Origin of the sequence: Paenibacillus gorillae (assembly GCF_000513275.1) — a bacterium.
Taxonomy (GTDB): Bacteria; Bacillota; Bacilli; order Paenibacillales; family Paenibacillaceae; genus Pristimantibacillus; species Pristimantibacillus gorillae.
The window spans coordinates 12,249-33,077 of the sequence record NZ_CBVJ010000014.1 but is presented as its reverse complement, the minus strand read 5'-3'; the positions used below and the strand labels follow the sequence as shown (position 1 = coordinate 33,077).

At 50.0% G+C, this 20,829-nt stretch carries 20 protein-coding genes; 3 read left to right on the top strand and 17 right to left on the bottom strand.

Annotation, left to right across the window (positions count from 1 at the left end):
* Positions 1-27 precede the first annotated feature (27 nt).
* The 9 genes from mraZ to TY10_RS01265 all read right to left on the bottom strand — a co-directional run bounded on the left by mraZ (position 28) and on the right by TY10_RS01265 (position 9,395).
* On the bottom strand, positions 28-465 hold the full coding sequence (gene mraZ, locus TY10_RS01305) for a division/cell wall cluster transcriptional repressor MraZ (protein ID WP_042159795.1): 438 nt from the start codon (positions 463-465) through the stop codon (positions 28-30).
* Positions 466-619: 154 nt separating this feature from the next.
* On the bottom strand, positions 620-1,744 hold the full coding sequence (locus TY10_RS01300; RefSeq protein ID WP_052350280.1) for a DUF4349 domain-containing protein: 1,125 nt from the start codon (positions 1,742-1,744) through the stop codon (positions 620-622).
* A 92-nt stretch (positions 1,745-1,836) separates the two neighbouring features.
* Complete coding sequence (locus TY10_RS01295; protein ID WP_042159793.1) at positions 1,837-2,757, bottom strand: arginase; 921 nt, start codon at positions 2,755-2,757, stop codon at positions 1,837-1,839.
* A complete protein-coding gene (locus TY10_RS01290) occupies positions 2,754-3,947 on the bottom strand; it encodes an ornithine--oxo-acid transaminase (protein ID WP_042159791.1) in 1,194 nt (397 codons plus the stop codon). The genes TY10_RS01295 and TY10_RS01290 overlap by 4 nt, the downstream gene beginning before the upstream one ends.
* A gap of 168 nt (positions 3,948-4,115) precedes the next feature.
* Complete coding sequence (locus tag TY10_RS01285; RefSeq protein WP_042159789.1) at positions 4,116-5,378, bottom strand: adenosylhomocysteinase; 1,263 nt, start codon at positions 5,376-5,378, stop codon at positions 4,116-4,118.
* A 25-nt stretch (positions 5,379-5,403) separates the two neighbouring features.
* Entirely contained in the window at positions 5,404-7,044 is a 1,641-nt protein-coding gene (gene bshC, locus TY10_RS01280) for a bacillithiol biosynthesis cysteine-adding enzyme BshC (RefSeq protein ID WP_042159787.1), read from the bottom strand.
* 183 nt (positions 7,045-7,227) lie between these two features.
* Complete coding sequence (locus TY10_RS01275; protein WP_042159785.1) at positions 7,228-7,623, bottom strand: DUF3397 domain-containing protein; 396 nt, start codon at positions 7,621-7,623, stop codon at positions 7,228-7,230.
* Between the two features lie 19 nt (positions 7,624-7,642).
* On the bottom strand, positions 7,643-8,620 hold the full coding sequence (locus TY10_RS01270) for a ketopantoate reductase family protein (protein WP_042159783.1): 978 nt from the start codon (positions 8,618-8,620) through the stop codon (positions 7,643-7,645).
* Between the two features lie 124 nt (positions 8,621-8,744).
* Positions 8,745-9,395 carry an RsfA family transcriptional regulator gene (locus TY10_RS01265; RefSeq protein ID WP_042159781.1) on the bottom strand — a complete coding sequence of 217 codons (651 nt, stop codon included), beginning with the start codon at positions 9,393-9,395 and terminating at the stop codon, positions 8,745-8,747.
* A 266-nt stretch (positions 9,396-9,661) separates the two neighbouring features.
* Here TY10_RS01265 and TY10_RS01260 point away from each other — a divergent pair, with 266 nt between their 5' ends.
* Positions 9,662-9,898 (top strand): DUF2626 domain-containing protein, encoded by a 237-nt coding sequence (locus TY10_RS01260; RefSeq protein WP_042159779.1) that lies wholly within the window; start codon positions 9,662-9,664, stop codon positions 9,896-9,898.
* Between the two features lie 85 nt (positions 9,899-9,983).
* On the opposite strand, the gene TY10_RS01255 is transcribed toward TY10_RS01260, so the two are convergent.
* Complete coding sequence (locus tag TY10_RS01255) at positions 9,984-11,138, bottom strand: class I SAM-dependent methyltransferase (protein ID WP_052350279.1); 1,155 nt, start codon at positions 11,136-11,138, stop codon at positions 9,984-9,986.
* Between the two features lie 144 nt (positions 11,139-11,282).
* Here TY10_RS01255 and TY10_RS01250 point away from each other — a divergent pair, with 144 nt between their 5' ends.
* Positions 11,283-12,389 (top strand): coiled-coil domain-containing protein, encoded by a 1,107-nt coding sequence (locus tag TY10_RS01250; RefSeq protein ID WP_052350278.1) that lies wholly within the window; start codon positions 11,283-11,285, stop codon positions 12,387-12,389.
* Here the strand turns inward: TY10_RS01250 and TY10_RS01245 are convergent.
* Both TY10_RS01245 and TY10_RS01235 read right to left on the bottom strand, forming a co-directional pair.
* Complete coding sequence (locus TY10_RS01245; protein WP_042159777.1) at positions 12,384-13,691, bottom strand: ABC transporter substrate-binding protein; 1,308 nt, start codon at positions 13,689-13,691, stop codon at positions 12,384-12,386. The genes TY10_RS01250 and TY10_RS01245 overlap by 6 nt on opposite strands.
* Before the next feature lie 1,255 nt (positions 13,692-14,946).
* Positions 14,947-16,278 carry a PhoH family protein gene (locus tag TY10_RS01235; RefSeq protein WP_042159774.1) on the bottom strand — a complete coding sequence of 444 codons (1,332 nt, stop codon included), beginning with the start codon at positions 16,276-16,278 and terminating at the stop codon, positions 14,947-14,949.
* 113 nt (positions 16,279-16,391) lie between these two features.
* Between TY10_RS01235 and TY10_RS01230 the strand changes: the two genes are divergently transcribed.
* Entirely contained in the window at positions 16,392-16,931 is a 540-nt protein-coding gene (locus TY10_RS01230) for a YhcN/YlaJ family sporulation lipoprotein (RefSeq protein ID WP_042159772.1), read from the top strand.
* A 29-nt stretch (positions 16,932-16,960) separates the two neighbouring features.
* Here the strand turns inward: TY10_RS01230 and TY10_RS30185 are convergent, their stop codons facing one another.
* The 5 genes from TY10_RS30185 to typA all read right to left on the bottom strand — a co-directional run bounded on the left by TY10_RS30185 (position 16,961) and on the right by typA (position 20,803).
* Positions 16,961-17,122: a hypothetical protein gene (locus TY10_RS30185; protein WP_155985645.1), complete on the bottom strand. Its 162-nt coding sequence runs from the start codon at positions 17,120-17,122 to the stop codon at positions 16,961-16,963.
* A 76-nt stretch (positions 17,123-17,198) separates the two neighbouring features.
* Positions 17,199-18,287, bottom strand: a complete 1,089-nt coding sequence (locus TY10_RS01225; protein WP_042159770.1) for an LCP family protein — start codon at positions 18,285-18,287, stop codon at positions 17,199-17,201.
* Between the two features lie 16 nt (positions 18,288-18,303).
* Positions 18,304-18,576, bottom strand: a complete 273-nt coding sequence (locus TY10_RS01220) for a hypothetical protein (RefSeq protein WP_042159768.1) — start codon at positions 18,574-18,576, stop codon at positions 18,304-18,306.
* A complete protein-coding gene (locus TY10_RS01215) occupies positions 18,573-18,884 on the bottom strand; it encodes a YlaH-like family protein (RefSeq protein WP_042159766.1) in 312 nt (103 codons plus the stop codon). The genes TY10_RS01220 and TY10_RS01215 overlap by 4 nt, the downstream gene beginning before the upstream one ends.
* 77 nt (positions 18,885-18,961) lie before the next feature.
* On the bottom strand, positions 18,962-20,803 hold the full coding sequence (gene typA, locus TY10_RS01210) for a translational GTPase TypA (RefSeq protein WP_042159764.1): 1,842 nt from the start codon (positions 20,801-20,803) through the stop codon (positions 18,962-18,964).
* Between the last annotated feature and the right edge of the window lie 26 nt (positions 20,804-20,829).

Genomic DNA, 20,829 nt, shown 5'->3' with positions numbered 1-20,829 from the left:
ATTTTCCTCCCATTCTTGTTGTCCGTACTAGAAGTTGAAATCGAAATCGACCAATTTCTCGGCAATTTCATTGAACGTCTGCTCGGACTGCTCGTAGTAGCCGTCCCAAGTTTGCTTGCTCCAAATTTCTACGCGGCCGGATACGCCAAGAACCATACAGTCCTTGTCCAGCTTCGCGTATTCGCGCAAATGCGCCGGTAAGTTTACCCTTCCCTGTTTGTCCAGCTCGCATTCCGTTGCCCCCGAGAAGAAGAAACGGGTAAATGCTCGGGCATCCGATTTCATGAGCGGCAGCGTTTTGAGCTTCTGCTCCAGAACACTCCATTCACTGAGCGGATATACAAACAGGCAGTTGTCGAGTCCGCGGGTTGCGATAAAGGAGGCGCCAAGCGATTCCCTAAATTTGGAAGGGATAATAATACGGCCCTTTTCGTCAATGCTATGTTGATATTCACCCATAAACATACGGCCGTCTCCACCCTCTCCCCCAAATCCTCCACTTTGCCCCACTTTTCCCCACTCAGATACAATAGTTCGCCACCTAAAATAAAAATCCTGCTCTATGAGCAGGATTTTAGAATAAAATTTTCACTTATCAACAGCTTAAGCGGGTTTCCGATTATAATTTTTCTTCTTTATCCACAGATTGCTCCTGTATAGGCGCTTCTTGAGGCCGCGAAACGGGTTCGAGATCAGATTGCACAGCCGCAGCTTGTGGACTGTTCCCGCTCCTGCCTCCGTCTTGCTTTCCACCGTTCCCCTCATTTCCATTATAGAAGCTGCCGCTCCGTTTCTTAATTTTGCGGTAAATTGCATACACCGCTCCGCCGATAATGGCGAGAAACACGAGCACCGGAAGCGCGCCGGACAAAAAGATCAGCAAGCCTTCCAGAAACGTCATCACTCCATTAAAGCTTCCCTTTAACGCAGAAGACATCTTCGCGCCTAACCCCGCTGCTGCCACGGAAGCCGCTGCAGAAGAAGGCTGGTACAATCTAAGCTCAATCGTCGAAAAGGCTACATTGCGGTCTAAATAGCGAACCCGCCCTTTAATTTGCTCTATTTCCTCTTGGACAACAGACAGCTGCTGTGAAAATTTAACGAGATCATCCGCCTTTTCTGCCTTATCAATAAAGCCAAGCAGCCGTTCTTCTACAACCTGCTTCGCCTTAAGCCGGGATTCCAGATCAACGTATTCCTCCGTTACATCTGTTGCGCCCAGCTGCCTCTCAAACCGGGTATGCTTAATACCGTCCAGCCGGTCGATAAAGGACATAAAGGAAGATGATGGCACTTTTATCGTATAGGTTGATCCTTTTTCATTATGATATTGACCGTCTTGAAACTGAAGAATGTAACCTCCGCTCTGGTGAATCGCCGTTTGCAGCTCCGTAACAGCATCTTCGTATGCGCTAACTTCCATCGTAAGATCAGCTTTGTAAATGAGCTTCTGGTTAAAAGCCTCCTGCCCGCCCGATTCGCCAATTCCGATATCACCGATGGAGCCGCTCGTTTCCCCCATTGCCGATGAAGCCGCCGATTCCGACTCCGAGAATTTCTTAAGGCCGCTTACTTCTCCATCCTCTGCCGGCGTTTCTTGTTGCACCATGGCCTTTTCATTTCTTAACAACGATTGTGAGCTGGCAGTGCTGCTATCTTTACTTGATGAAGAACACCCGCTTATGACCAATACGACTATAATAATTCCAAGCAGAGCTAGATGCAGCCTATTTAATATACGCATCTGCAAACCCCCTTTAGTTAATAACCTTTAGACGGACGCACCTTCCAAAAGTTGCAACTTTATCTAGGGGCTTCCTGATAGGCAGCACAATATTAACTTGAATGATTGAGAAGCAGCCCCGCAATTAGCGAATGCATCAGCCTGGAGGTCCGTTCACCCTGATCCAGCAGCGGATTCAGCTCTACGAAATCGGCAGACGACAGTAACTCTGAAGCCCCGATTATACGCAAAGCGAGCCGGGCCTCCTGGCTGCTGATCCCGCTTGCAACCGGCGTGCCCGTACCTGGCGCTTCACCAGGATCAACACTGTCGATATCAAAGCTCAGATGAAGCCCGTCAGCATCCTTACAGGCAATGTGCAGCGCCTGCTTTACCGTCTCCTCTATTCCAAGCCTGTCGATATCCGCCTTACTGAAATAAGTCAAGCCTGACTGCTGGATAAAGCGCTCTTCAGCCGGGTCCAAATCTCGAGCACCGAGGAGCACTGCCCGCTTCAGTGCAATCGGCCGGGCAGACTTATGAACATCCTTCATAGTAAGAGTCGTCAATCCGAGCGCCACAGCAAGCGAAATCCCGTGCATATTGCCAGTAAAGCTCGTCGTCTCCGTATTTAAATCCGCATGCGCATCGAACCAGATGATGCCCATCCGTTCATAAGCTGCTGTTAGACCGGCTACCGATCCGATCGCAATGCTGTGGTCACCCCCTATAAATAGCGGAAAATAACCCGAAGCGGCAGCCGCAGCCCCCTCTGCGGCAATCGCTCTGGAGACACTTAGCACTTCAGCCGCATGCTTCATGCCGCCAGCTTTTCCGGCATATGCCGCAGTATCCGGCTTCATGGCTTGCAATAAGGAAGCCACGTCAATCTCCCTCTCGCCGCCAACTCGCAAACCATGCCCCTTCAGCGAACCCGCCAAATCCAGCTCCCCAAGCTTCGCAGGACCATGCTCACTGCCCGGACGACCAGCCCCAAGTCCGAAAGGGACAGATATAAGTGAAAGATCTCTCATGATTGAAACACTTCCTCGATCCGCTCCAGCCCCCAGTCCAGCTCCTCTTGGGAGATCGTAAGCGGTGGAGCAAACCGGATGGTCATATCATGCGTTTCCTTGCACAGTACGCCAATTCGAAACAGCGCCTCGCAATAGGCTCTTGCTTGCACTGTAAGCTGCATGCCAAGCAGCAGCCCTCTGCCGCGCACCTCGATAATGTCTTCATGCCGAATTGCTTCAAGCCTCTGCCGGAAATAAGCGCCTAGCTGCTCCGACCGGGCTGCGAGCCCCTCCTCTTCCAGAACACGTAGAGCAGCAACAGCTACCGCACAAGCGAGCGGATTGCCGCCAAACGTCGAGCCGTGGGAGCCAGGATTGAAGACACCAAGCAGCTCATCATCTGCCGCAACGGCCGATATGGGGATGACTCCGCCGCCTAGCGCTTTACCGACAATATAAGCATCGGGCTGGACATCTTCCCAATCGCAGGCAAATCGCTTACCCGTACGCCCGAAGCCAGTCTGAATCTCATCGGCAATGAATAGAACCTGTTTGCTCTTGCACAAGGCACGGGCATCCCTTAAATAGCCGTCCGGGGGCACGATAACGCCTGCCTCGCCCTGAACCGGCTCTACCAGAAACGCCGCCGTACGATCGTTAATCGCCTGTTCCAGAGCCTCGATATCGCCATAGGGAATCAGCTTAAATCCTGGCGTAAACGGACCAAATCCGTCCCGGTACGGGGCATCGGATGAAAAAGATGTGATCGTAATCGTTCTGCCGTGAAAATTGCCTTCACATACGATAATCTCCGCCGCATCTGCCGGAATTCCCTTCACCCGGTACGCCCAGCGGCGAGCGGCCTTGAGTGCGGTCTCCACCGCTTCCGCTCCGGTATTCATCGCCAGTACTTTGGTTTTGCCCGTATAAGCGGCCAGCTTTTTACTTAGCTGTCCCAGCTCCTCATTGTGAAATGCTCTTGAGGTGAGCGTTACTTTATCCGCCTGCTCCTTCAATGCCTTAATGACGGCCGGATGCCGGTGACCGTGATTCAGCGCGGAGTATGCGCTCAGCATATCCAAATAACGGCGGCCCTCAGGATCTTCTACCCACACACCTTCGGCGCGGGCGATAACGACGGGAAGCGGACTGTAATTACGGGCACCGAACTTATCCATCAAACGTATCGTCTCAACGGAGCTCCTCATTAGAAATCCCTCCTTCTTTTATTGTACGGCTGCCATTGCGCGTCCCATTCCCGTCTTATGTGTTCGACCCTCCGATAAGTGCGCCATTCTCTTCATGTGAAAATGTACGCATACAAAAAAACCGCAAAGCAAGGTTTCCCTTGCCTGCGGTTTCCGGTTTCATTTCAATTAATCTTCTTTCCAGCTGTCCAAATAAGCAACTTGCTCGTCAGTCAGCTTGTCGATCGTGATGCCAAGCGAATCCAGCTTGAAGCTTGCGACTTGATTATCAAGCTCGTAAGGAACGTTAACCACTTGCTTGCCGATCGATGCGTAGCTTTCGTTCACATACTTCAGGCCAAGCGCCTGCAGCGCAAACGTGGTATCCATAATTTCCGCCGGGTGCCCATCGCCTGCTGCCAGGTTAACAAGTCTGCCCTCAGCCAGCACGTAAATGCTTCGGCCGTCCTTCAGCTTGTATTCTTCGATATTGTGGCGAACCTTGCGAATATCCGAAGATAAAGCAGCCAGCTCCGGTTTGTTGAACTCAACGTCAAAATGGCCGGCATTCGACAAGATCGCGCCGTCTCTCATCACTTCGTAATGCTCGCCGCGAATGCAATCACGGTTGCCAGTTACAGTAACGAAGAACTCGCCCACTTTAGCCGCTTCAATCATCGGCAGAACGGTAAAGCCGTCCATGTAGGCTTCTACCGCTTTAATTGCGTCAACCTCAGTTACGACAACGTTGGCTCCGAGCCCTTTAGCCCGCATAGCTACGCCTTTGCCGCACCAGCCGTAGCCGACGACAACGACGGTTTTGCCTGCAACGACGAGGTTCGTCGTACGGTTGATGCCATCAAATACCGATTGCCCTGTACCATAACGGTTATCGAATAAATATTTGCAGAATGCGTCATTGACTGCAACCATCGGAAATTGCAGCGTTCCGTCTTTTTGCATCGCCTTCAGACGAATAATGCCCGTAGTCGTTTCTTCCGCTCCGCCTCTCAGGTTAACCCGAAGATCCGGACGGTCGTTATGCAGAATCGTCGCCAAGTCGCCGCCGTCGTCAATAATAAGATCCGGCTTCGACTCCAGCGCCTTGATGTTCAATTCCTTGAACTCTTGAGGCTCCGGATTGTACTTCGCAAATACCGTAATGCCATCCTCCACAAGCGCTGCACATACATCGTCTTGCGTCGACAGCGGATTGCTGCCTGTAATCGTTACTTCTGCGCCACCAGCTTGAACTACTTTAGCCAGGTAGGCGGTTTTCGCCTCCAAGTGAAGCGAAATCGTTACTTTCAGCCCCTTAAACGGCTGCTCTTTCTCAAACTGCTTGCGAATCCGGTTCAATACCGGCATATGTGCGCTTGCCCAGTCAATTTTCAAATGACCTTCCGGTGCGAGCGCGATATCGCGAATAATGCTGTTTTCCAACGCGGTCATGTCACGGCCTCCCTCATTTATTTCCTTATAAGTATACGATTTGATGTCCGCCCGTGCGCTCATAAGGCACTTCAAGCAGCTTCTCCAGCCAGGTCAGGCCGTAGCGGTTCCAGTAAGACGTCATATTCGACACCCGTTCCTGCGGCTTGCCTGAAGGCCACAAGGACAAAGCGATGCGGTCAAGCTGGCGGATGGACGCTTCATATTGCTTGTTATGCGCATCCTTCGTTTTCGATTCCAAATATTCGATCTGCTCGACGATCTTCTGACGATTCGTCTCTCCCAGCTTAGCCAGACCAGGCTGTACCGATGAAGCAAGCTCCAGCAGCGGGCCATACATATCGTTGAACGACTGTTTGACTGCGGCGAACCGCTCGTCAATGGACAGCTGATCCTGCTCGGTCAGCCAATGCTGCTTCTTCTCGTCAAAACGGGTAGCGACATCCTCGAACGTCAAGCCGTATTTCGCCATGTGCTTGGCTACTGTGCCTTCAACGAGCGTAAACGACATTCTCGGAACGACGATCGGCATTTCCATATCCAAATGGCGGAATGCACCGCCCGTCAATGCCCAGTAGGCAATCTCACCGGGTCCAAGAACCGTTCCGAGCACTGGAAGCAAGTAATCCTGCATAAGCGGTCTCGTCAACACGTTATTGCTAAGCTGGGACGTCTCTTGATCCGCCAATTGCAGCAGTTCTTCTTTCGTCAAGGAAACTTGGCCTTTGCGGTCTTGAAACTTCCCATCCAGTTTATGCAGCAGCGTTCGTTCATTGCCGTTGGCCGCTTGGAAAACGAATAAATTGGCGCTACCCGGCACCACATCTGCCTGCAGCTCGTAGCCGAAGCCCTTCACCTTATCAGCCGCTGCGACATAAGCACGCTCCAGCTCGTCATTCTGCTCAATGAGCCTGCGGAACATTGGCGCCTCAAGCTTGCGGATGGCGGCATCGTCAGCATCAAGCACAACTAGACCTTCTTTACCGAATAAAGTTGTCAGGATACCCGCGAACAAATCGGACAGCGATTGCGAACGCTCTGCCGCTTGCGACAGCTGCTCTAGCATAACCGGCTTGAACTCCGAATGCGGCAGCGACTGCTCCAGCTCAGCAAGCAGTTCCTTCCAAGTGTCTTCATGGATGACCGTACGGCTTACGGACGTTCTTGCCCCTTCTGGACGTTGAACAGACAGCTTGCGCAGCTCCTGCTCTGCCGTTAAGACATACGTATGATTGGCTTCGTCCCAGTCATGATCTTCCCCGGCTATCCAAAATACCGGAACAACGGTTTTGCCAAGCTGCTTAGTCGCCCATCTAGCCGCACCAATGATCGATACCGCTTTATGTACGACCATGAGCGGTCCCGACCAAAGCCCTGCTTGCTGACCGCCGACGATAACCGGGGCTCCTTCTGCAATGGCGTTGATTGAAGCTTGCGCTTCAGGCGCCGTTTGAAACTTCGTATTGTAATCGCGCAGCGCTTCTGCCAGCGCAACCGACTCAACCCGGCTGGAAGCCGTATTCTCAAGACGCTTGGAGCGTCTGGACCAATCTTGCTCTTTCTCCGGATGATAGCCAAATAGCGATTCGATTCTCTCGTCCGATTGCTGTATATACGCCTCTGTTAACGGCTGGGCGCTTGATAAATGGTATACTTCTGTCGACATAGCGCGGCCAGTACCTCCTGAATGATTCATAATATAACGCGTCTTTTCTTTCCACTAACAAATTGATTGTACACAAAGGATATGGGAAACGTCAAAAAGAAATACAGCCTCTCTTCCCGAAAGGCTGTACGCATCGATATATTTTGATTCAGCGCTTGCAGCGGCTTGTAACGGCCTGCGCCGCTATGCAAACAATATTTTATGACCGATAGAAATCAGCATCAAGAGCAGATAGAGTACGCTCATTCCAAAAAAACCAAGCCGCCAAACCGTGCGGAATATCCGCTTCACATCAACGCTGCCCCGTTTCCTGAACTGGGCGTTGCCCAGCAGTCCACCGCCGATCAGCATAAACAAAATGATGCCGTATAAGCCAAATTGGCTGTTGAACAAGTTGTCGAACAAGACCGCTACGCATCCGATCAGCAAAGCCGTCGTAATGTCCATCGCCAGGCGGAACGCCTTCTTGTTGTCTCCCGTTAAAGCACTGTGACCCAAGAAGACCAGGAAGAACGGAATAACCGGTATGACCGCCAAGTATGCATATAAATAGGTAATGCTGCCATAAAGCCATGCCATATCCGTTCACCTCGATTGTTTATGAATTTTCGTTAACTTGCAGTTGGCTGACCAACGTGCAGATGGCGTCATTCAAAGGAGAACGCAATCCGATTCTTGCTGCAATGCGGCTGACGCCGCCATTAATCCATTCGATTTCAGTTTCCCTTCCAGCTCTCACATCCGCGAGCATAGACGACACGTTGCTGGCTGTTGTCTGGCATACACCAAGCACCCTCTGCCACCCGTCACTTTCCATCGACAAGCCGTCGGAAGATAAAATCTCCATCGTTTCCGCATAGAGTGCATACATTAGTCTCTTACGTTGCGGATTCACCGGCAATTCGCCATTCGTCAAGTCATATAAAGCGGTCAGCGGGTTAATGACCGCATTGATTAGCAATTTCTCATAAATGCGGCTATTCATGTCATTCGACAGCGTCGCGCTGAATCCTGCCGATTCCAGCGTTTTTATCCATAAATTTTGGGATTTTTCGCCCTTTTTGTCCGATTCGCTTCCATTTACGCGCATAGGTCCCCAAAAAAGCTGTCCATTCCCGGTATGTATAACGCCTGTCTCCCCAAAACGCTTGGCCCCCTCCGTTGTCACCCCTGCATAGAGTGCAACATGCGGAAGCACTCCGGCAAGCTTCTCCAAATGACCGACGCCATTTTGCAGACATAAAATGCGGGTGCCAGCGCTTACTAACCAACCGAGCCTTAGGAGCAGCTCTTCATCTATGTGGCTCTGCTTAACCGCTAGCACGATCCAATGCTCCTTATCAGGCTGACCGCTTTCAGCTAGAGGCTCCTTCAGATCCGCCAGACAGCGGCTGACTACGCCAACCTGAAAGCCATGGGCGCCTTCCTCCTCTTCTCGATAGCTAATGCCGTCCGCCGTTAATACGGCCGCCTGGCTCTGCGTTCTTGTCCACACGGTGACCGCTGCGCCGGCTGTCGCCAGCCTCGCTGCGAAGAGCAGCCCGATCGCTCCCCCTCCAACCATATCAATCCGCAATCGCCCTCGTCTCCCCTACCTTTTTTTGTATAGCATACCTAATCTGAACGGTCCGGGCAAAAAAGAAAGCGGACCATACAAGGGATTGCCCCTGTACGGTCCGCTTTCTTTACAACATCTCATTCTATTCGATGCGTTCTAAGTTGCCGTTCGCATCCATCTTGAATCTCGGTTTTGCCTCTTCCTCATGCGTCAACACGGTAAGACGGCGAGCGCGGTCCATAATTTGGATTAACGTTTTATAATCGTCATTGACGGCCCGGTAATCCGTTTGTGCACTGTTGACTTCTTTAGACAATCTCTCATTCTCGTCACGAAGACGATACAGCTCGTCGTCCTTCTCTTTCAGTTCCTTCTCGAATGCTTTGATTTGACGGCTGACGTCCTGATAGGTCGATTTGAATTGACGCAAGAAACGAATGACCGAATCAACGGACAATCCTTCCTCTGTCGTCACCGAATCGGAACGGAAACTTTTCTCCTCCGATTCAAACACGGCTATCGATGAGACATGCGGAGTTACGACAATTGCTTGTTTTTTCAAATAGTTCCGTTTCTGGCGCTGCTGCTTTGCAATTTGAATCGCTTCCTCATAACGTTTGCGGACACAGCTGTTCCAACGAAATCCGCATGCTGCGGAAGTCCGTCCGATTCGTTCGCCGACCTCTTCAAACGCTGCTAACTGGGTACTGCCTTCGCGAATATGGCGTAGTGTAACTTCGGCGAGAATAAGATCATCGTCCGGACTCCACGCATCCTGTCTGACTGCTGTCATGCGACCAAAACCTCCTAACGTAAAGGCGCTTACTTTATCTCTATGCCCTTGGTAGAGTTCATAGAATCTATTGGATACTAATTTGTATAACCAAAATTGTTTTCACTCATACATATTGATTCCGTTTATTGTGCAAACTGATGGTGAAAACGGCAAAACACATATAAATAATTAACAAATGATGGCGATTGCTTGTTTACACTGATAACTCCAAACGTTATAATGTACAATAGAAATTCGAGGCTCATGTAAGGGGGGATATTTTCATGGCACGCATGTATCGGGTACTCGGTTTTTGGACTCTTGTGATCGGCCTTATGGCTTTTGCCGGCCACATGACCGAATTCGCGCTTCTTTTCTTCGCCCAAGCGGTTGCTTTCGTATTTTTGGGATATCTGAATTTTACGGAGAGAACGTACATAATCATGTTCTGGGGGTATATGTTCATCTCGTTCATCGGATTTACCTACTGGACCGTTTTCAAAATGGGTATGCCTTTCTAAGCAAACCCCATTACCGCTTACTTTAACAAATGAAAATAAAGGCGCAGCACCCGTTGGTGCCGCGCCTTTTTTCTGTTTGAAAACCTCATTCCTTATCCAAAATAAGCACTTTGAACGTCTCGCTCATCCCGTCGCTCAGCAAAAGCTGGCGTACAGCTCTATTCCGCTTCGCCGTCTCGCTGAACGGATCATTGGATGCGTCATTTTGCAGCAGCTCAAACACCCCGTTGTCAATTAGAAACTGTTTTTGCGTGCCGTAAAATGCTTCCCTCCAGCCCCGCTCTGCCGCTGTTCTACGGACTGATGTATAGGGGACATGTGCCGTTATATCCTGCTCCCCGATACGTCGAAACGGATCATCGGACGCTTGATGTCCGGAGTAGCACAGCAGCGTCCCTTTCATTCGATGCAGCGCCGTATATTCGGACGCTTCATGGCCGTAATCTAATATAATGACCCTGCCCCGATGAATACGCTCATAAAGCGCATCCAGCCATTCTGCAGCGGCCAGATTTAATTCGGTCTGCTGGCCTTCAGCCAGCTTCACGCCGTCCTGCTCCAGCCAGCTTCTCAGCCTGCTGTCCGAGAGCGGCATATAAACATAGTGAAATTCGCCCTTGGGTGAGATAGAAACGCCTAGCTCCATTAGTTCGCCCCGATGCAGCTCTACCCGGTGCACAGGGAAGGCATCCAGCAACTCATTGGCGATGATGAGGACACTTTCGTCTGAATAACCAAGTTTTTCTTGCCGCATCGCCTGATTCGAATCGATAACTTGTAAAGGCTGATGCAGCAATTCCATTGCCATTTCGCTGCAAAGAGCAGATGCTGATTTCCGGTGGCTAGGATGATCCTCAACAATTCCGTATCGTCTCGGCCTTTTCTCTGCCGGTTCTCCCGCCCAGACGTCCAAGAGCTGTCTGGACAGCCTGCCTGTGCCCGCCCCCCATTCCCACACCTCTATAGCATTGCAAGCGGAATAGCGGGCGATAGAAGCCGCCAGACACTCTGCCATTACAGAGCCGATATAGGAGCTTGTATAAAAATCACCCTCGCGGCCAACACGAACATCGCCCGTCCGGTAGTATCCCTCTTCCTCCTCATGAAGACAAAACTCCATATATTGCGCAAAAGAAATACACCGTACCGGCTGTCTGTTGCCTTGAACGTCATAGCTCCATCCCGTCTCGGGCTGTTCGGCAATTCTTTGCGAAATTCGACGCGCTAGCCTGTTCCTCATTCCGGTAAACCTCCTCGAAATAAATGCCGCAACGGCTGAAATGCTTAAACTTTCCAGCTGCTTAAGATATAATAGATGGAAATGCCGCATACAATGATTGCTGTACAGGCCAAGCCATGACAAACGTCAGAGAGGAGGCGGGAAGTGGCTTATTACGCATTTCGCGGCAAAATCGCCCTGATCTTCTTAATGATAGGCTCACTACTGATTCTGCAATTTCCCGTAATGGCCGCCCCTGTTCCTTTCTCCCCGTCGACTAGCGACGAGCAGCTGATGGAGCTGATGGAAAAAAGCTTGTCTATCGTTGAAATCGACAAAGAAATTAATCGAATTCAAGATCAAAAGGCTGCTCTGGAGCAAGATATGAAGCTCAAGAACAAGCGGCTGGGGGAGCAAGAGCTGCTCATCGCCGATAAACGAGAAGCCGCAGGTAGAGTGCTGCGTGCCTACTATATGGGAGAACGTGATCTGCTCATCCGGGCGCTGCTTTCATTCCGGTCTCTGCAAAGCTGGTTGACTTCACTCGATTATATCGAAATTATTTTCAGCCAGGATAAGCTGGCTATTGACAGCTATCTGGATGGTATTCGCCGATTGAAGGATGAGTATGCCGCAATGGATACAAGAAAGTCCGAATTGAGTAAGATGGAGACCCGGCTGCAAACCCAGAGAAACCGGGTGCTTGCACTCGAGAATCAGATTGACGGCCAGCTCGCAGGGCGCTCCGACGCTGATCGTTTAAGGCTGCTGATGAGCGAGTTAACCGACTATTGGGAAACTGCAGGCGTCGAGGAAGTCGAAAACTATTTCCGGGCGCTGTCCAAAGCGATGCAGAAGCTTCCGGGCTGGGTGCAGGATAACAAAAACTACTTAGAGATCAAAGGGTTCAACTACACGCTAAGGGTACCCCAGGAAGCCCTGAACAGCTTTTTGCGTGAGCAAGATGAACGATTCGAACATTTCTCCTTCACATTCAGCGAAGGCAAAATAACGGCACAGGGAACTAAGGACGGCATGGAAATAAGCGTCACCGGTCATTATACCGTTGAAGATGAGCCGCAGAACGGTATTATCTTTCATGTCGATGAATTGCTGTTCAACGGCTTCGCACTGCCAGATACGACCCGCCGATCCCTGGAGGACAAATTCGATCTTGGCTTTTATCCCGGACTCATTATTTCTTTCTTGAAAGCGACTGCCGTAGACATTACAGACGGCGAGCTCGTCGTCAAATTAAAGGTCGCCTTATAGGCCATTTACGGAGGAATTGTGCACCTGCTGCACGGCGCCGATAAAAGCTTCTATATCAATCGCACCAATGGCGTATTGCCGCCACAATGCCTCCCAGCCGGCTTTTCGCTCCTGCCACTCTGGATCGGGTGGCTTGCCGATTGGATCTTCATTCAGGAGCGGCATCCACCAATAAGGCGGAGTCTCTGAGACAGATGAAGTGAAGCTGTTACTCTGATACAAGGAATTGATCGCCGGCAGACGGCCGAATCGTTTATAATTTTGCTGCTGAACGTTGGCGCTCGTCATTTCCGCAACCCATGCAAAAGCGCTTTCTGCTGCACGGCTTCCGGAGGATACAACATAGCTCCGGCTGTCCATCCACACATGCTTCGGCTCGTTATGATCGATAACGAGCTTATTTTGCTGCACTTGCGGCAGCGCCCTATATTCTGACCAGCTTACGACTGCCGACAGCAGATGAAGCGACTCCAGCTCCGAGCCGAGTGTAAGCTTGTTAGATAAACGGAATAAGCCGCCCGGATTTTCCGTCGTGCCCAGCCATCTAAGCCTGTCGTTTCTCGTTTCATTGCCTCCGCGTAAATATGCGGCATCCGCTAGGTTATTCGGTACCCATGCGTCCAGCCAATAGAGCAGCTGATTCAGTCCTCCCGGGTATAGCGCAACCGTCCCTGCCTCTGGATCAGCAGCTCTCACCTGCATCGCAAGCTCCTTGAAGCTATCCCAGTCCTTTGGCGGGTCTTTCAAAGAAGCTTCGGCCAGCATCGATTTATTCCATACGATAATAGACGGATTCGCATCAAGCGGCACTCCCCATAAATAGCTGTTCCACAGCAGCGGGGCGCGCAGCCGGACTGGCTGGTCAGGAGCAGGGTCGCCAGTACCCGTTCCTAGACTGTCTGTCGGCAACAGATAACCTTTGACTGCCAGCTCCTGCACCCACCCGCTATTCATCAGCATTACATCAGGCGCTTCTCCCAGCTGAAGCTGCTCCACCCAAACGTCGTGGGCAACAGCATCTTGCTCGATATTATTAAGCTCTACGTTAATATTCGGATATTTCATCATAAAACGATTGTTTTCCACGCGCAGTCGCTCATACTCTTCAGGGTTCATGGAAACGGTTACAACAATGGATTCCGGGTCCTCCTCCGCATACTCGCGAACCTCCGGCGTCATATCTGACTCGCCTTTTGGATCGGTGACTGCAGAGGGAACGCCCCGATTGACGTCCGGAACGAATAAAAAAACGGATAACAATGCCGCTCCTGCGATAACAAGCAAATATTTCCTTGTAGACACAGTCTTCTTCCTTTCCGGTTCAACCTGACTATTAGATCTATAATAACAATTTTCCCAAATGTTGTCCAAAAACTCTAAATTTGCTCGGCTCCTCGCTTGGGACTATCCTGTCGTTCTTGATCCCAATCACTTCATGCTTGCCGCCGCTCACTGCGCAATTCGGACTATCCTGCCGTTCTTGATCCCAATCACTTCATGCCTGCCGCCGCTCACTGCGCAATTCGGACTATCCTGTCATTCTTGATCCCAATTCTGCCTCCCGCTTGCGCTTGGCAATTGGAAAGGATCTTCAAAAAGTCAGAATAGTCTCGAATCGCTGCACTCGCTTTTGTGAGGAAAGATACAGCATTGGAGAGTAACCACAACAACAAAATGTAAAAGTGCAGGTTAATTCTCGGAAAAAGGGCTGAAAAGTACCTCAAAATGCAAAAGTGCATGTCGAATGGCCAAGAATCGACGTTTTCAAGTATATTCAGCCGATCAAAATGTATTTTTGCATTTTGAAGCGGAAATATGGCTGTTTGGTGCCAATCAAAATGTACTTTTGCATTTTGTTCGTCAATGAGCTGCTCTTGATGCGCGAAAAGGGACGATTATTTAACAAAGCTTCATCAGTTACTTATAACATTGTGCGGAAAGCCCAGACCTGCTTGGAAAGTCAGGGTATTGGTAACCTGCTACCTACAAATCTGCTCAAAGATACTGTCGGCACCTATACAGTACGGCAGCTACGCCAGCGATAGTAACGATTACTGGTAAGTATGAGTTTGATATTTACCGTTCCACGTGCACCTTCCCACGTACGGTGCCATCGCGGCACGGTGCTCGGTCGCACGTCATCCGGTCAAACCGGCTGAAATAATGGATTCGATGTGTTGAGAATTGGGCGTTAGGACGCAAAGGTACCAACAAACGTGAAAAAGTCACTACAGTGTAACTAGAAAGTCTAAAAAGTTAACATGATACTTTATATTGTGGCTGCAGCAAAACTCCGATAGGTTTGCTGTAGCCAGCACCTTGCGAATTAAATCTCAGTTAGTTAAAACAAATGAGTGGAGTACATGGCCTACAGCTAGTTCATACGAATGGATACGGTACGATATGATAGATGATAGCTCACAAGACCTGGCAGGTTATGTAGCGGCACTGGTCTAGCCGCAAGCTGCTTAACGGCCATGCTTAGCCACCATGCCAGCACCCCAGCTTTCACAAACAAAAAAAAGGGCAAGCCAGGAGCGGCTTGCCCGGAGAAAGCTTAGAGCAGGTCGGCGGCGAGCTGGGCTAGCTTGGAGCGCTCGCCTTTTTCGAGCGTCATATGACCGCTCAGCCCTTCCGCTTTGAAGTGCTCCACAATGTGAGTGAGGCCATTGCTGATAGAGTCCAAATACGGATGGTCGATCTGCTCAGGATCGCCCATTAGAACGATTTTACTGCCCTCACCGACCCGAGAGACGATCGTTTTCACTTCATGCTTTGTCAGGTTTTGTGCTTCGTCAATAATAATAAATTGCCCCGGAATCGAGCGTCCCCTTATATAGGTCAATGCTTCTACCTGTATACTGCCAAGGCCCATCAATATTTTATCGATGTCACCCGATTTTTTCGTATCGAATAAATACTCCAAATTATCGTAAATCGGCTGCATCCACGGACGCAGCTTTTCTTCCTTCTCTCCAGGAAGATAGCCGATATCTTTACCCATCGGAACGACGGGTCTTGCGATCAGCAGTTTTTTGTATTTATGCTCATCCTCTACCTTCAGCAGACCCGCTGCAAGCGCAAGCAGCGTCTTGCCCGTGCCGGCCTTGCCGGTAAGTGTTACGAGCGGAACATCATCGTTTAGAAGCAGCTCCAGCGCCATTCTCTGCTGCGCATTGCGAGCCGTGATTCCCCATACGGGATCGTTGCTGAGAAATAACGGTTCCAGCTTGATTCCGTCCGAACTCACCTTCAGTAGAGCGGATTTGGAAGTTCCCATTTCATCGCGTAAAATAATAAATTCATTGGGATTCAGCCTGGAGTTCAATTGCAAGTTCTTGACGGTCAGAAACCGATAGCTGTAAAACTCGTCAATTACCGACGGATGTACGAACAAGGTAGCATAGCCTGCGTAAAAATCGGAAGTCGTTATCGTCCGGTCAGACAAGTAATCCTGTGCCTTCAGCCCAAGCACGTCGGCTTTGATCCGCACGAGCACATCCTTGCTGACCAGCACTACGGTGCTGGCCTCCTCACGCTCCAGCTGCTCCAGATGATAATTGAGCGCTACCGCCAAAATCCGGTTGTCGTTAGACATTTCCCCAAACATCTCTTGCACTCTGACGAAGCTGCGATGGTTGAGCTCTACCTTTAACAAGCCGCCTCCAGGAAGCTGGATGCCTTCATGCAGATGTCCGGCCTCCCGCATTTTATCCAGCAATCGCGATATTGAACGCGCATTTCGTCCTAATTCATCAGCCAGTCTCTTCTTCGAGTCGATCTCCTCTAGAACCACCGCGGGAATGATAATTTCATTATCATCGAAGGCGTAGATCGCTTGCGGATCATGAAGCAGTACGTTGGTATCGAGCACGAATATTTTTTTCATGAGAACCCTCCCGGCGTCGGTCATTCATTAGAAATAGGCATACATAGCCATACATGGCTGCGGGTACACTACGATTGGACAACGATCTGCAACAGGAAAGACGAGGTGGCAAAATGTTAAAAAGGCTAATTACGATTGTCGCGATTATCGCAATAACGGGCGGTTGCAGCACCGTCGCACGAAACGAAACATCACCCTCTCCACAGAATAATCAAAGGGTCAAAGCTCAGCAAACCGCTCCTCAGAAAAAGGAGATTAAAAATCCAGAGCAAGTTGCGCTCCATCTGGAGCAGCTGGCTAAAGGAATCGAAGGCGTCGAAAATGCACATTGCGTCGTATTCGGCAATACGGCTGTTGTGGGCATTGACGTTGACAGCAAGCTGGATCGTTCCAGAGTCGGTACGATCAAATACTCGGTTGCCGAAGCGTTTCACAAGGATCCATACGGTATTGATGCCATCGTCTCCGCAGATATTGATATCGCCCAGCGCCTTAACGAAATGGGAGCCGATATTCGCCGCGGCAAGCCGATCAGAGGCTTCGCGGAAGAGATGGCCGACATTATCGGCCGTATTGTGCCTCAGGTGCCCCGCGAAGTGATCCCGATTGCGCCGGATATGCAGCAGGCTCCTGCGCTAAACAAACATCATTAAAAGACACAAAAAGCCTAGTGAATAAATCACTAGGCTTTCTTCATGGCAGCAAACACTTGTCCAGATGGGACGCTTGCTGCCTCTTTTTTGTTGAAATTGTAAATTGCGGATTTAGGCAAAGCATGCCTAGCTTTCATAATCAGGGCAGCATCGTCAAATGGTTCGTATAATGCAGCTACAGGATCGGTCATCCGCATGACCTCCTTCTGAAAGGAATCAATCTCCACAGCTATATTATATCCATTTTTAAATGGTCAGTCTACGGGGTTATTCAGCCATTTTTGCTTGAAGGGCAGAACGAGCGGCTTCAAGCTTCGCTTGGTCCAAATAAACATAAGGACTGCGCCAGTTCCCTTCAAGCGCGATGAACTGAACGTTCTCGCTGCTGATGCCGAAGTAAGCCCCCATCATATTTTTAATCTCTGATTGCGGCATGTTGATTTTCAAATTGTCGCCAACCGCATCGATAACGGAGCCTAGCTTGGTTAGACCATCTAGAGACTTCATTTTGTCTACAACTTTTGCGACAACCTGGCTTTCCCGTTTGTTGCGATCGAAGTCGCTGGACATATTCTTGCCATCCTTGGACTGCCGGTAACGGACAAAATCAAGCGCCTGTCCACCGTTCAAGTGCTGGAAGCCTTTTTTCAAATTAATGTTCGTTCCGTCATGGGAATCCGACCATTTCATATCCATGTCCACATCGACATCAATACCGCCAAGGGCATCAACAACGTCGGTAAAGCCTTTAAAATTTATGATGGCTGTATACTTGGTTTCAATACCGAAAAACTTGCCCAGCATTTCACTGATTGCCCGCTTTGCATCGGCTTCCGCCAACACTTTGGCATCCTTCGTCTTCTTTCCGCTTTTCGTTTCTTTATCCAGAGCCTGTCTGTAAAAAGCGTTGTAATGCCCGTTCGCTTTGCGATCTGCATAGCCATCCAGCTTCAACAGAGAATCCCGGGGAATCGAAACGACAACTGCAGATTTCGTACTTGGATTAAAAGCAGCAACCATCATGACGTCAGTATTCATGCCACCGGCATTTGCTCTCGTATCGATGCCAAGCAAAGCCATGCTGACGGATTTGTTCTTGACCGATTCCGAGACAGGGATTGGCGTGGCATCCGGATCATCCGTACCGATCTGTTTGATCGCCTGATCGGCTCGTATACCCAAATAAACAAGAAAACCGCCAATCAACACGACAATTACTAAAATAACAAGAAGCACCGTTTTAGTGGCAAAACGCTTCTTCTTTGGCTTCCGCTTGGACGCCTTGGCAGGCGTGTTGGATGGAACCGGCTTACGAGCTCCTCCTCTAGGAGGCAGCTGAGTTGAACCTTGCGACATCGTGTTCACCTTCAAATCAATTGTATTTCGGATTGGAGCGAATGTCGGATAGAAGCTGCTCCGCTGACTCTCTTGGATAGAGCTGCAGCTTGGAACGGCCTTCCCGTACATATTTGACATGCACCATCGTCTCATCCGTCTTCAAGAGAAACAGCTCGGTAACACCGTGATCCTCCGTCAAAATTTGCACGAAGAAATCACGTGTTTCCTTAGCTGCGTTATCATCTGGCCGCCCGTCCGCGACAATCTGAATTTGAAGCCAATTGAACAAAGCGTCCTCGAACCTCATTTGCCCGGCTCTGCTTCCTTTACATCACCGCCGGATTGGCGTTTTTTAATCTGATCGTAAAGTTGGCGCCCGCGCAGCATGAGCATCATGATGACGGCAATGCCCATGCATTGAATGATCGGCAGCTTATCGATTTGTAGAATCATCAGTACAAATGCGCCGATAACCATGACCACATAGACTAAAATCTCTTTTAGAATCGGCAGCTTTGCGTTGTTCGCGCGAAAAACCTTATTGAAGATGTAGATCGTAAATCCAAGGATCAGGAAATACGAGATGACCGGATGCTCGCTCAGCCATTGCTGCATCCCTCAAACCTCCCCAAGCGCAAACGTTCGCCGTTCATTAAACGGCGATACGTTTCGTTTTGAAATATAGGTAAGTGTTAAACGCCAGCTTGCGATGTTTTGCGGTGCTTCTCGGCACGTTCGCGTTCGCTTTTGTTCAAGATCTTTTTGCGGAGACGAATCGACTTCGGCGTAATTTCGCAATACTCGTCATCATTCAAATACTCCAGCGCTTGCTCCAGGGAGAACAGACGCGGTGTTTTCAGCTTAACCGTATCGTCTTTACCTGCGGAGCGAATGTTGTTCAGTTGTTTCTCTTTGCAGATGTTTACGATGATGTCATTCTCGCGCGTGTGCTCGCCAACAATCATACCTTCGTAAATTTCTGTACCTGGCTCAACGAACTGAATGCCACGGTCTTCTACACCCATCATGCCGTAGAAAGTAGAGTTGCCATTCTCGCTCGATACAAGCACGCCTTGGTGACGTCCGCCAACATTAGTGCCGACGAGTGGACCATAGCTGTCAAATGCGCTGTTCATGATGCCATAGCCGCGAGTCATCGTCAAGAACGATGTGCGGTACCCGATCAAGCCGCGTGCCGGCATAACGAATTCCAGACGAACTTGGCCGTTGCCGTTGTTGATCATGTTGACCATTTCGGCTTTGCGTGTGCCAAGGCTCTCCATAACAGAGCCCATGCTGTCTTCTGGAACGTCGATCATCAAACGCTCGTACGGCTCGCTTTTCACGCCGTCGATATCCTTGATTATAACTTCAGGCTTAGATACTTGCAGCTCAAAGCCTTCACGACGCATATTCTCGATCAGAATACTGAGATGAAGCTCGCCGCGGCCCGATACGACAAAAGCATCTGGGCTGTCCGTTTCGTCTACGCGAAGCGCAACGTCTGTTTCCAGCTCTTTAAAGAGACGCTCGCGCAGCTTGCGGGATGTAACCCACTTGCCTTCGCGGCCTGCGAACGGACTGTTGTTGACGAGGAATGTCATTTGCAGTGTCGGCTCATCGATTTTTAGTACTGGCAGCGCTTCTGGGTTTGCAAAGTCGGCAATCGTCTCACCGATGTTGATTTCGCGAATACCTGCAATGGCAACGATATCGCCAGCGCCGGCTTCTTCGATTTCAATCTTTTTCAAGCCTTGGAAACCAAACAGTTTCTCGATCCGAGCTTGCTTGGTTTTACCTTCGCGGTCGATAACGGCTACGGTTTGGCCTTGCTTCACAACGCCGCGGTTAACTCGGCCAACGGCAATCCGGCCCATATACTCGTTATAGTCAAGCAGCGTAACCAAGAATTGGAATGGTGCATTTACTTCTTCAGTTGGAGCAGGAATGTGGCTTGTAATCGTCTCGTACAAAGCCTTCATGTTGGAATCCTGCTGCTCCGGATCAAGACTGGATGTGCCCATCAGCGCGGATGCGTAAACAACCGGGAATTCCAGTTGGTTGTCGTTGGCACCTAGCTCAATGAACAGATCAAGCACTTCGTCGATGACTTCAGAAGGGCGTGCGTTCGGACGGTCGATTTTATTGACGACAACAATCGGCGTTAAGTTGCTCTCAAGTGCTTTGCGCAATACGAATTTCGTTTGCGGCATGCAGCCCTCGAATGCGTCAACGACGAGCAATACACCGTCAACCATCTTCATAATCCGTTCCACTTCACCGCCGAAATCGGCGTGTCCTGGCGTATCTACGATGTTAATCAAATAATCATTGTACGTAATGGCTGTGTTCTTAGCCAAAATCGTGATGCCGCGTTCACGCTCCAGATCATTGGAATCCATCGCGCGCTCTTGTACCGTTTCATGATCCCGGTATGTGCCCGATTGTTGCAGCAGTTTGTCGACGAGCGTCGTTTTACCATGGTCAACGTGCGCGATAATCGCGATATTACGTATGTTGTCTCTTGCGTGCATAACTTGTAACCACTCCATTTGTCTAA